The organism is Hydrogenophaga sp. GW101-3F08 (genome assembly GCF_059424585.1).
Window position 1 is genome coordinate 69,699 of record NZ_JBWKZP010000001.1, and the last position, 12,156, is coordinate 81,854.

11 protein-coding genes are annotated in these 12,156 nt (G+C 58.5%); 8 read left to right on the top strand and 3 right to left on the bottom strand.

What is annotated here, in order from left to right; genetic code table 11:
• Positions 1-36: 36 nt before the first annotated feature.
• The 3 genes from AC07YZ_RS00320 to AC07YZ_RS00330 all read right to left on the bottom strand — a co-directional run bounded on the left by AC07YZ_RS00320 (position 37) and on the right by AC07YZ_RS00330 (position 3,367).
• Positions 37-687 (bottom strand): DUF4124 domain-containing protein, encoded by a 651-nt coding sequence (locus AC07YZ_RS00320; protein WP_494793270.1) that lies wholly within the window; start codon positions 685-687, stop codon positions 37-39.
• Positions 688-720: 33 nt separating this feature from the next.
• On the bottom strand, positions 721-2,814 hold the full coding sequence (locus AC07YZ_RS00325) for a M3 family metallopeptidase (protein WP_494793271.1): 2,094 nt from the start codon (positions 2,812-2,814) through the stop codon (positions 721-723).
• Between the two features lie 82 nt (positions 2,815-2,896).
• A complete protein-coding gene (locus AC07YZ_RS00330) occupies positions 2,897-3,367 on the bottom strand; it encodes a YhbY family RNA-binding protein (RefSeq protein WP_226493351.1) in 471 nt (156 codons plus the stop codon).
• Between the two features lie 44 nt (positions 3,368-3,411).
• Here AC07YZ_RS00330 and AC07YZ_RS00335 point away from each other — a divergent pair, with 44 nt between their 5' ends.
• The 8 genes from AC07YZ_RS00335 (at position 3,412) to AC07YZ_RS00370 (ending at position 12,123) form a co-directional block, all read left to right on the top strand.
• Positions 3,412-4,089 (top strand): RlmE family RNA methyltransferase, encoded by a 678-nt coding sequence (locus AC07YZ_RS00335; RefSeq protein WP_226493350.1) that lies wholly within the window; start codon positions 3,412-3,414, stop codon positions 4,087-4,089.
• Positions 4,090-4,227: 138 nt separating this feature from the next.
• The gene (gene ftsH, locus AC07YZ_RS00340) at positions 4,228-6,144 is read left to right on the top strand and encodes an ATP-dependent zinc metalloprotease FtsH (RefSeq protein WP_226493349.1); all 1,917 of its coding nucleotides are present in this window, start codon (positions 4,228-4,230) and stop codon (positions 6,142-6,144) included.
• 73 nt (positions 6,145-6,217) lie between these two features.
• A complete protein-coding gene (folP, locus tag AC07YZ_RS00345; protein ID WP_494793272.1) occupies positions 6,218-7,042 on the top strand; it encodes a dihydropteroate synthase in 825 nt (274 codons plus the stop codon).
• Positions 7,043-7,322: 280 nt separating this feature from the next.
• Entirely contained in the window at positions 7,323-8,396 is a 1,074-nt protein-coding gene (locus AC07YZ_RS00350) for a lytic transglycosylase domain-containing protein (RefSeq protein ID WP_494793273.1), read from the top strand.
• Between the two features lie 27 nt (positions 8,397-8,423).
• Positions 8,424-8,768, top strand: coding sequence for a TrbC/VirB2 family protein (locus AC07YZ_RS00355; RefSeq protein ID WP_494793274.1), 345 nt, complete (start codon positions 8,424-8,426; stop codon positions 8,766-8,768).
• An 87-nt stretch (positions 8,769-8,855) separates the two neighbouring features.
• On the top strand, positions 8,856-9,176 hold the full coding sequence (locus AC07YZ_RS00360; protein WP_494793275.1) for a VirB3 family type IV secretion system protein: 321 nt from the start codon (positions 8,856-8,858) through the stop codon (positions 9,174-9,176).
• Between the two features lie 49 nt (positions 9,177-9,225).
• On the top strand, positions 9,226-11,694 hold the full coding sequence (locus AC07YZ_RS00365) for a VirB4 family type IV secretion/conjugal transfer ATPase (protein ID WP_494793276.1): 2,469 nt from the start codon (positions 9,226-9,228) through the stop codon (positions 11,692-11,694).
• Positions 11,695-11,724: 30 nt separating this feature from the next.
• Complete coding sequence (locus AC07YZ_RS00370; RefSeq protein ID WP_494793277.1) at positions 11,725-12,123, top strand: hypothetical protein; 399 nt, start codon at positions 11,725-11,727, stop codon at positions 12,121-12,123.
• Positions 12,124-12,156 lie beyond the last annotated feature (33 nt).

A 12,156-nucleotide genomic window follows, 5' to 3' on the forward strand; every position in this document is an offset into this window, starting at 1 on the left:
GTGGAAGCCCGGAGCTGGGTACTCCGGGCCCGGGCATCAGAACCGGATGCCCGCTGGCGGCGTGACGGAGGGTTCCGCCGGGGCCGCTGGCTCGCGGCTGGCATTCTCGGGTGAGGCCGGTCGCGGGGCTGGAGCGGGCTTCACCGCAACCAGCGGGCTGGCGGCCGGGCGGCGGTAGGTCGTCGGCAAGGCCGATTGTTTGGGGTAACCGGCCGCGTCCAGGTATTGGGTCCATTCCGCATCGGAATAGCCCTTGATCTGCTGGCCTCCGATGGTGATGAAGGGCAGCGAGGTGTCTCCGCTCAGGCGTTTGAGCGCTTCCACGTCCTCCTTGCTGTCCACGGTTTTTTCGCTGTACGGAATGCCGCGGGCATTGAGCAGATTGCGCCCGCTGTTGCAGGGCGCGCAGTCTTTGCCGGTGTAGACCGTGACCGGGTAGCGGCTTGCCACCTGGCGCAGCTCAAACGGCAACGGGGCGTTTGCGCTGGCGGCAGAACCGCCGCTGCTCACCGGTTTGACCTCGGCGTTCGCGGGTGGCGGCTGGTCCGAATAGCTCACACGACCGTCCGGCCCCACGATGCGGTAGACACCCTGGGCCAGCGCGGAGGAGGCTGCCAGTGCGCACAGCAGGCCAAGCAAGAGGGGGATGGGGGACCGACTGGCGGCGCGGGAAAAGGTGGCGGTCATGACAACTCCTATCGACAAATACAGGAACAAAACTCAGGCCATGCCCTGGTGGCGCAGCAGGGCGTCGATGCTGGGTTCCCGGCCCCGGAAGGCCTTGAACGACTCCATGGCCGGGCGGCTGCCGCCGGCTTCGAGGATGGCCTGACGGTAGCGCCGCCCGGTGTCCACATCCAGCGTGCTGTGGCCAGTGCGCTGCGCGGCTTCTTCGAAGGCGGCATACGCGTCGGCCGAGAGCACTTCGGCCCATTTGTAGCTGTAGTAGCCGGCCGAATAACCGCCAGCGAAGATGTGGCTGAAGGTGTGTGGCGTGCGGCTGTAGGCCGGTGGCTGAAGCACGGCCACTTCGTCGCGCACCCGTTGCTGCAGGGCCAGGATGGACTCGCCGCTGGTGACGGGTTCGGATTGGCTGTGCAGCAACATGTCAAACAGCGAGAACTCCACCTGGCGCAGCGTCTGCAGGCCACTCTGGTAGTTCTTCGCCGCCAGCATTTTGTCGAACAGCGCGCGCGGCAGCGGCTCGCCGGTGTCCACGTGGGCGGTCATGTGCTTGAGCACCTCCCATTCCCAGCAGAAGTTCTCCATGAACTGGCTGGGCAGTTCCACCGCGTCCCACTCCACACCGCTGATGCCCGAGACATCGCGCTCGTTCACCTGGGTGAGCATATGGTGCAGGCCGTGACCAAACTCGTGGAACAGGGTGATCACATCGTCGTGTGTGAGCAGTGGGGGCTTTTTCACGCCGTCCACTTCCACCCCCTCGGCGAAGTTGCACACGAGGTGCGCCACCGGTGTCTGCAGGCTGCCGCTGTCCGGGCGCAGCCAGCGGGCGCGCACATCGTCCATCCAGGCGCCACCCCGTTTGCCGGTGCGCGCCGCAGGGTCGAGGTAGAACTGGCCCACCAGTTGCGTACCCTCGGGCGTGCGGCGTTCGATGCGGTAGAACTCAACGTTCGGGTGCCACACCGGCGCGGTGTCGCGGCGAATCGCCACCTCAAACAAGGTCTCGACAATCTGGAACAGGCCGGCGAGCACCTTGGGCGCGGTGAAGTAGGGCTTGACCTCCTGCTCGCTGAACGCATAGCGCGCCTCTTTGAGCTTCTCGCCGATGTAGGGCCAGTCCCAGGCCTGTGGCTCGCTCAGACCCAGCTCGGTCGCGGCAAAGGCGCGCATGTCGGCCAGATCCTTTTCCGCATAGGGCCGCGCCTTGCTGGCGAGGTCGTGCAGGAAGGAGATCACCTGTTCGGGGGATTCGGCCATCTTGGGCACCAGCGAAACGTCGGCGTAATGGCGGTGGCCCAGCAACCGCGCTTCCTCGTGGCGCAACGCCAGCAGCTCGCCCATGATGGCGGCGTTGTCAAACTTCGCGGCGTCGCCGTCGGCCTGGTCGCTGGCGCGGGTGACATACGCCCGGTAGAGCTTTTCGCGCAAGGCACTGCTGTGGGCGAACTGCATCACAGGCAGGTAGCAGGGCATCTTCAGCGTGAGCTTGTGGCCAGGCTTGTTGTCGGCCTGGGCGGCCGCGGCCGTGGCTTGCTGCACGTCTTCGGGGACCCCGGTCAGTTCTTCGGTGGGTACAAAAAGGGCAAACGCGTCCGTGGCATCGAGTGCGTTTTCGCTGAATTTCTGGCCCAGTTCGGCCTGGCGTTCCTGCAGCCAGGCAAACCGGGTTTTGGCTTCGCCTTGCAGCTCCGCGCCACCCAGCACAAAACTCCGCATGGCATTTTTGTGGGCCTGGGTCTGCTCGGGCGTCAGGCTGGCCGGGTCCATCGCCTTGTATTTCGCGTACAGCCGCTCGTCGGCCCCCAGGCGGGTCCAGAACTCGGTGACCTTGGGCAGGGCCTCGTTGTAGGCGGCGCGCAGCTCGGGGGTGTCGGCCACGCTGTTGAGGTGACTCACCGCCCCCCAGGCCCGCGACAACCGCTCGGTGGGCACATCCAGAGCCAATGAAATCTGTGTCCAGTGGGCGGGGAAGTCGCTCGCGGTAACCCGCTCCAGTGCGGCACTGGCGTCCTGCAGCAGGCTGTCAATGGCGGGCGACACCAGCGCAGGCTGGATCGCGTCAAAGACTGGCAGGTCGGTGAAGTCCAGCAACGGGTTGTGTGCGATGGTGTCGGTGCGGTCGTTCATGCGTTCTCAGATGCGGCGCGGTTCGCCAAGTTCAAGCTGGGAAGATCCAGCGGGCACACCGAGTGCCCGCGCCTCGGGGGGGTCAACGGGCGCTTTTCTTGATGCTCTTCTTCATGACCTTGGCGCGCTTGACCTGACCACCGGTGGTCAGCCGCTGGTTGCCCAGCACGCGCACGACCTTGACCTCGGGGCGCTGACCGCCGCGTTTGCTGAATTTGAGCACTTTCACGTCGCGTGGTCCGGGCAGGCGGTCTTCATCGGCGGCCTTGACCTTCTCTGGTACCGGGCGCCAAAGCACCAGCAGCTTGCCAATGTGTTGAATCGGTGCGGCATCCAGTTCGTCGGCCAGGGTCTGCAGCATGGCCTCGCGTGCGGCGCGGTCATCGCTGAAGACGCGGACCTTGATCAGGCCATGGGCCTTGAGCGCGGCGTCAATCTCTTTTTTAACCGAGGCGCTCAGGCCATCGCCGCCGACGAGGACGACGGGATCAAGGTGGTGGGCGTCAGCGCGGTGGACTTTGCGCTGGGCGGGTGTGAGTGTGATCTGGGGCATGGGACAATTATCGTTTACACAGACGGCGGGCGTCCCTCATGGGCATGAAAGTCAAAACCAAGAGCAAGAAGGTCAACAAGGCGTGGTTGAACGACCACGTCAACGACCCTTATGTGAAGCTCGCGACCCGCGAGGGGTATCGCGCGCGCGCCGCCTACAAACTCAAGGAAATCGACGAAACGCTGGGGCTGATCCGCCCGGGCGACTGCGTGGTGGACCTGGGCTCGTCGCCGGGTGCCTGGAGCCAGTACACGCGCCGCCGCCTGAGTCCTCAGGGCGCGGCCGTCGGGGCGTTGCAGGGCACCATCATCGCGCTGGACCTGTTGCCCATGGAGCCGGTCGAGGGTGTCCACTTCATCCAGGGCGATTTTCGCGAACCGGCGGTGCTGGCCGAGCTGGAGCAGGCGCTGGTCGACCGCGGCATCCAGACCGTGGATGTGGTGGTGTCCGATATGGCGCCCAATCTCTCAGGCATTGGCTCCGCCGACGCAGCCCGCATCATCGACCTGGTGGAGCTGGCGGTGGAATTTGCGGTCAACCACCTCAAACCCGATGGTGCGCTGGTGGTCAAGCTCTTTCATGGCGGGGCGTACGACCCGATGGTGGCGCTGTTTCGCCAGACGTTCCGGGTGGTCAAGCCGTTCAAGCCCAAAGCCTCACGGGACAAGTCTTCTGAAACCTTTCTGGTGGGCATGGGTCTGAAAGACAGATCCCGCGCGTGAGTCACACGTCGGGTTACAAAATTTTGCCTACCCCCTTGATTGACATTGCCAAGTCATTAATCAAGGCGGGGGTGCTTGAAAGTCCTAAAATGGGCTCAACATGTCCAATTCAGTCATTGTTCTAGCCAGGAGCTGCATTTGAACAACCAGTGGTTCTCGAAAATCGCCGTGTGGATGGTCATCGCCATGGTGCTTTTCACCGTCTTCAAGCAGTTCGACGGCCGTGCCTCTGCTGGCGCAGGCTACATGGGGTACTCTGAATTCCTCGACGAGGTCAAGGCGCAACGCATCAAGAGCGCCACCATTCAGGAGGGCCAGGGTGGCACGGAGATCGTGGCCGTAACCCAGGACGACCGTCGCATTCGCACCACGGCCACCTACCTCGACCGTGGCCTGGTGGGCGACCTGATCAACAACAACGTCAAGTTCGATGTGCGTCCGCGCGAGGAAAGCTCCTTGCTCATGACGCTGCTGGTCAGCTGGGGCCCGATGCTGCTGCTCATTGGTGTATGGATATATTTCATGCGACAGATGCAAGGCGGTGGCAAGGGTGGTGCGTTCAGTTTTGGCAAGAGCAAGGCGCGCATGCTGGACGAGAACAACAACACCGTGACTTTTGCCGATGTTGCCGGCTGTGACGAGGCCAAGGAAGAGGTCAAGGAAGTTGTGGACTTCCTGAAGGATCCGGCCAAATTTCAGAAGCTGGGCGGTCGCATTCCGCGTGGCTTGTTGCTGGTCGGCCCTCCGGGAACTGGCAAAACGTTGCTGGCCAAGGGCATTGCTGGTGAAGCCAAGGTGCCGTTTTTCAGCATTTCGGGCTCCGACTTCGTGGAGATGTTTGTCGGCGTGGGCGCGGCCCGCGTGCGCGACATGTTCGAAAACGCCAAGAAAAATGCCCCTTGCATCATCTTCATCGATGAAATCGACGCAGTGGGTCGTCAGCGCGGCGCGGGTCTGGGTGGTGGCAACGACGAGCGCGAACAGACCTTGAACCAGATGCTGGTGGAGATGGACGGCTTTGAGACCAATCTGGGGGTGATCGTGGTCGCGGCCACGAACCGACCTGATATTCTGGACGCCGCGCTGCTGCGTCCAGGCCGTTTCGACCGTCAGGTCTATGTGACGCTGCCCGACATCCGTGGCCGCGAGCAGATCCTGAATGTGCACATGCGAAAAGTGCCTTTGGGCACGGACGTGAATCCGAGCGTGATCGCCCGTGGCACGCCAGGCATGAGTGGTGCCGATCTGGCCAACCTGTGCAATGAGGCCGCCCTGATGGCCGCGCGTCGCAATGCGCGTGTGGTCGAAATGCAGGACTTCGAGAAGGCCAAGGACAAGATCTTCATGGGCCCAGAGCGCAAGAGCATGGTGATGCCCGAAGAAGAGCGTCGCAACACCGCCTATCACGAGTCGGGCCACGCGCTGATCGGCAAATTGCTGCCCAAGTGCGATCCGGTGCACAAGGTCACCATCATTCCCCGTGGTCGTGCGTTGGGCGTGACCATGAGCCTGCCGGCGCAGGACCGTTACAGCTACGACAAGGACTACATGCTGAACCAGATCAGCATGCTGTTCGGTGGTCGCATCGCTGAAGAAGTCTTCATGCACCAGATGACCACCGGGGCATCCAACGACTTCGAACGTGCGACAACCATTGCCCGCGACATGGTGATGCGTTATGGCATGACAGATGCCCTGGGTCCCATGGTGTATGCCGAAAACGAAGGTGAGGTTTTCCTCGGTCGTTCGGTCACCAAGACCACCAACATGAGCGAGTCCACCATGCAAAAGGTCGACTCTGAGGTGCGTCGCATCATTGACCAGCAGTACAAGCTGGCGCGCGAGCTGATCGAAGAGCACAGCGACAAGATGCATGCCATGGCCAACGCATTGCTGGAATGGGAAACGATCGATGCCGACCAGATCGATGACATCATGGCCGGCAAGCCACCCCGTCCGCCCAAGGACTGGACGCCGCGCAATCCCTCGGTGGGGGGCGGCGGCAGTGGGGGGACGCCCGCTGTCAGCACCGATCCTGCGCCAACCGCAGCTTGAATCTTCTGCAGGTGGGTGCCTGCTTTGACCACACGGGGCCTTTGGGCCCCGTTGTTTTTTTCGGGTCTTCCTTATGCATTGGCAAACCTCCCGTTTTGATATCGATCTGACCCAACCCAAGGTGATGGGCATTGTCAACGTGACGCCCGACTCGTTTTCGGACGGTGGGCACTTTGCCGCCACCTCGGCAGCTCTCGCGCACTGCGAGCAACTGATCAAGGATGGCGCCCACATTCTGGACATAGGTGGTGAGTCCACCCGACCGGGCAGCCCGGCTGTTCCGCTGGACGAGGAACTGGCGCGCGTGTTGCCAGTGGTGCGCGAGGCGGTCAAGCTGGGGGTGCCGGTGTCGGTCGACACCTACAAGCCCGACGTCATGCGGGCGGTGCTCGACGAAGGCGCCGATATCGTGAACGACATCTGGGCCCTGCGCCAGCGTGGGGCGCTGCAGGCGGTGGCTTCACACCCTCGCTGCGGTGTGTGCCTGATGCACATGCACCGTGACCCTCAGACCATGCAGACTGCACCCATGGACGGCGACGTGTTGCCACAGGTGATCCATTTCCTTGAGCAACGGATCGATGCAATGCATGCAGTGGGCGTGGCCCGCGCACGGATCGTGCTGGATCCTGGTATCGGGTTTGGCAAGACGGTGGCGCAGAACTTCAGCTTGCTCGCGCGCCAAGCTGAATTGCTCGCCCTGGGATTCCCGCTGCTGGCTGGCTGGTCCCGCAAGTCCTCGCTCGGTAGCGTGACCGGTCGCGAGGTGCCCGCAGAACGTGTCTCGGCCAGCGTGGCTGCGGCGTTGCTGGCGGTTGAGCGTGGTGCACGCGTGGTACGGGTGCATGACGTGCGCGAAACGGTGGATGCGCTGACCGTTCTCGCTGCTCTGGGATAGGTGCCCTCTGGGGTGCCCGGCGATCATCGGTCCGCTGGGATGCAAAGGCCCGTCATCCCGCTCTTTCCCGTCCGGAAGGCATAAGACGAACGGGCGAAATGTGTATCAAAATGCTTCACTCCTGAATGATGTTGCAATGCTTGTAGTGCCTAAGTTACAATAACCTGCGCTATCAAAAAAACATTCAAGGAGGGATAGCCAGCATGTCAGTGCCTGACCAGGACGTTCGGCGCGCGCGCTCGTCGCGCCCGTATCGCTTCGGCACGATTTGCTGACTTTCATGGATATGCAGGACTGCCAGGATCTCGCCGTTCCCAAAGAGGTGATTCAGCACGTCGTGCACGTGGAATCCTCGCGCAATCCCTTTGCCATCGGTGTGGTCGGTGGCTATCTGGCCCGGCAGCCACGCAGTCTGGAAGAAGCGCTCGCCGCAGTGCAGCAGCTCAAACGGGAGGGCTACAACTTCTCCGTTGGCATTGCACAGGTCAACCGTTACAACCTCGCCAAATATGGCTTGGCCACCTATGCCGAGGCGTTCGATGTCTGTGCCAACCTGAAGGCCGGTTCCCGCATTCTCCGTGAGTGCTACGACCGCGCCCAGGACTGGGGCAAAGCCTTCAGCTGTTACTACTCCGGCAATTTTGTCACCGGGTTCAATCACGGCTATGTGCAGAAGATATTTGCTTCCATGCGCAAGGCTCAATTCGGTCTGACCGGTGAGCCAGAGCCGGTCAAGGTCATTCCTTACAACAACACACCTCGGAAGCTCGCGCGTGAAGACGGCCTGCCTTTGCGGCAGGCACACGCGGCCGTGACTGGACTGGCCGAGCAGGCTACTTCATCTGCCTATCCTGAGCCCTACGCCATTCGCAAGTACCAGCCATCAACACCCTTGTCCGTGACGGCTGCGGCGATGGCCAATGCTCAGGTACCAACAGGCCATTCCGTGGATGCCGCAGTCGAAACGGCTGAGCGCCGACCGGCGATTCCCGTTCCGGGGCCCGGTGCTGTGATGCCTGTGTCAAGCAAGCCTTCTTCGGGCGGTTTGAGCCACATTCCGACCCAAGTCATTGGCATCAATGGCGATCCCTATCAAACGCGCGTCTTGCCACCCGCGACAGCGGGTCTGCCGGCCGATCGGTTGCCTTTGCCCGATCCGTTTTCACCCAGCTCCGCAGCGGAAACCAATCCGCGCAAGCCGCAGGCCATCCCCGTCCGCAAGGGTGGGAGCTTGTTGCAGGTCCGTGAGTCGTCTGGGAAATCCGAAAGCGCTGCTGCGGCTGGGCCGAACAGCAATGACTCAACACCTGAACAGGGTAAATCCGAAATATCGGACAAATCATTTGTGTTTTAACCACTTGTGTAGAAAAGGGACTTCATCGTGCGTAAATCGGTTTTTTGTTTTTCAATGGTTGATCTGAAAATACTGGCAATTGGATTTTGTGCATTTTCCCTTTGTGCAACTTCACCTGACTTGTTCGCTGCAGAGGCGTTTGCTGAAGCCTGTGAGAATGTGAATACATTCGTCACCACGCTGCTGACTTTGTTGCGCGTTATTTCGGTCGGTGTGGTGACGATAGCCATTATTTTTGCTGGATACCAGATTGCATTTGCTCATAAGAGATTTACGGACATTGCTCCGGTGTTGATTGGCGGTCTTTTGATTGGTGGCGCTGCGGAAATTGCAAAATGGTTTGTGGGAAACACTGCGGCGGCTGGTTGTTGAATTGGGTTGCCTGATTCTGAAGTCGTTGAGATGGCATTTGGTGCGTTCAATGGCTTCGGTGTGTAGTCGCTATCTCGGGGGGTGTTTGTGAAGAAGGATGTTCTTTTTCGTGGTTGTACCCGTCCACCAATGATTGTGGGTGTGCCTTACCTGCCTTTTGTGGTCGGCACCGGTGTTCCACTCATGATGGCCATGTATTTTTCGTTGTATTTTTTGCTTTTGATTCCGGTATCTGTCTTTGTGATGAGAGTCATGGCCAAGAAGGATGAAATGATATTTCGTTTGATCGGTTTGAATCTTGTCTTTCGATTTTTGCCTAGGAATCGCCAGCAATATGGCGGTGCCTGGGTGTTTGGATCGTCCAGGTACAAGAAAAATTCGATAAAAAAGTCTGGTTATGAGATCTGATTTGTATTTGCCTTTGTCTGATTCTTTTTGATGACTAGGATATTTTCTTATGTTTTCGCCAGATGCTGATTACAGCAATTTCATCCCATTCAGTACCCACGTGGACACGCATGTGGTGAAGTCGAGGGAGGGTGATTACACCATTACATGGTTGCTCAGTGGATTCCCGTTTGTGGGGCGCGAAGATTGGGAACTGGAACATCGCCACAAGACATTCAACAGCCTGCTCCAAAGTCTTCGTGCGCCGGACTTTGAAAATGTTGCTTTTTGGGCGCACGACGTGCGCCGGCGCCGTCCGGTTCGGGCCGAAGCCAGATTTCAACACCGCTTCTGCCAAGCATTGCACGACACATACATTGAACGTCTTTCCAGCAAACGGCTGATGCAGAACGAGCTGTACCTGACGATGATTTATCGGCCCATGGTCAGCGGAAAGAAGTTCGCTGCACTCTCCAGGGATACTGAGGTCCTGCGTCGTGAGGAAAAAGCCTATCTCGAAAAGATCTACGAACTGGTTGGAAACGTCGAGGCCTTGCTGCAAGACTATGCTCCGTATCGTCTCGGCCTCTACGAAAGCATTCACAAGCAAGTCTTTTCCGAGAACCTCGAGTTCTTTGGCTACGTGGTCAATCATGTGGATGAACCCGTGCCGGTGTTGTCAGCACCCATTTACAACTATCTTCCCACCAGTAAACACATGTTTTCAACTGGGAGCGGTGACTTTGCGATTCGAACCGCCAATGGCGATAACTTTTATGGCGCGATCCTGAATATCAAGGAATACTCGGACAGCTCTTGGCCTGGCATTCTGAACGGTCTGAAATATTTGGAATTTGAGTATATTGTCACGCATTCGTTCACGCCCATGAGTCGCTACGACTCCATGAAGGCCCTGGAACGAACCAAGGGGGCGATGCTTTCTTCGGAGGATAAGGCTGTCAGTCAAATCGTGGAGCTTGATTTTGCGATGGATCAACTGGCATCGGGTAATTTTGTTTTGGGCCAATACCATTTCAATATGGCTGTCTTTGCCTCCAATCAGGAGGAGCTGTACAACAATGTGTCGCAAGCTCGGGCGCAGTTGTCGGGTGCCAGTTTTGTTACGGTCAAAGAAGACGTGGCCATCCCTGCAGCTTTTTATGCGCAACTGCCCTGTAATTGGCGTTTCCGTCCCCGCATCGCCAATCTGAGTTCGCTCAATTTTCTTGGTTTGAGCCCTCTGCACAATTTTGCCACCGGAAAGCCTAACTTCAATCCATGGGGCCCATCGGTCAGCATCTTGCAGACCCTGAACAATCAAGCGTACCATTTTAATTTTCATGCGACCAAGTCGCACGAGTATTCGCTGGGTGAAAAAGCCATTGCCAATACCATGGTGATTGGAAAATCGGGTACTGGTAAAACGGCATTGATCAATTTTTTGCTGGCTCAAGTGCAAAAAATTCAACCCGAACCCACAATCTTCTTTTTTGACAAGGACCGCGGTGCCGAGATCTTTATCCGAGCTTGTGGCGGGAGGTACTTTACGCTGGAGAAAGGGCGCCCCACAGGGTTCAACCCGCTGCAATGCGATAACACGCCAGAGAATGAGCAGTTTCTGGTGGAATTGATGCAGACGCTTTGTGGAAAAGACAAATACAGCGCGTCAGAGCAGGAGGATTTGATTCGTGCCGTGCGCGCCATTCTCGACACTCCGCTGCACCTGAGGACCATGACCAACCTTCAAAAGAGCCTGCCCAACATGGGTGAAGGCAGTCTCTTTGAATGCATTTCGGTCTGGTGCAAGGGCGGGCCAGCTGCCTGGGTGTTCGACAATGCCAAGGACAGGATCGATTTCTCCGGTTCCAATATCATTGGTTTCGATTACACGGAAATCATCGAGGACAGCAGGACCCGCGAACCCATCATCCAATACCTTCTGCACCGGATGGAGAGCCTGATCGACGGCAGGCCATTCATCTACGTCATGGACGAGTTCTGGAAAGTTCTTGAGGGCAAGGGTGGCCTCAAGGACTTCGCTAAAAATAAACAGAAGACCATCCGGAAGCAAAATGGTCTGGGAATCTTTGCTACCCAGAGCCCGCAGGATGCGCTTAATAGCGATATTTCGGCCGCGCTCGTTGAGCAGACCGCGACGCTGATCCTGTTGCCCAATCCGAACGCAGATGCCAAGGACTATCTCGACGGACTCAAACTCACCCAGGCCGAGTTCGAACTGGTGGTTGGACTGGACGAGCGCAGCCGCTGTTTCTTGGTCAAGCAAGGGCACAACGCCGTGTTGTGTCAACTCAATCTCAACGGCATGGACGACGAACTGGCGGTGCTGTCAGGCTCCAGCGACAACGTCGAAATCCTCAGCGAACTGCTTCGGGAGCATCCGACACCTGAGCAACCTGATACATGGTTGTCGGAATTCCATGCGCGACGCAAAGGTCTTCGCACCCAACGCAAAGCCGTGATGGCCAACAGCAACGAGTTCTTGCGTCATGCGCCAACTTCGTTGGAAGAGATTAATTGATATAGACACTCTGCACGGGGAGAACATAAAGTGAATATTGCATCTCGGAATTCTTTGATTGCGTTTCTGACGATTCTTTTCGCCTTTGGGAGTCAAGCAGCATGGGCGTCCAAATGCGGAGGTGTGGCGCAGGGCGGCAGCACCGGTGGTGCCTATTTCAGTCAAGGCGTTCCTTACGAGGAAGACGTTTTTTCGTTTTGCGCTATCGGTGTTCCGGCGCATTGTTGGGCGCCCACCGGACCGGGAACCTGGACCCAGACCTGCTATTACCTCAACAAAAAATGGATTCCAAAGTTCGAAGAGGTGTGCGTTCATGGAAAGACCATGGGGGCCTGGAAAGCGACCAGCAGTCATCAACCATTGAGCACAAAAGGCGACCCAAAAAGCCAGGATGGCATGTCCACTTGTGAGCATGGAGATGACTTCTGAGCACGCTGCTACTTGGATAGGAAATCCATTTTT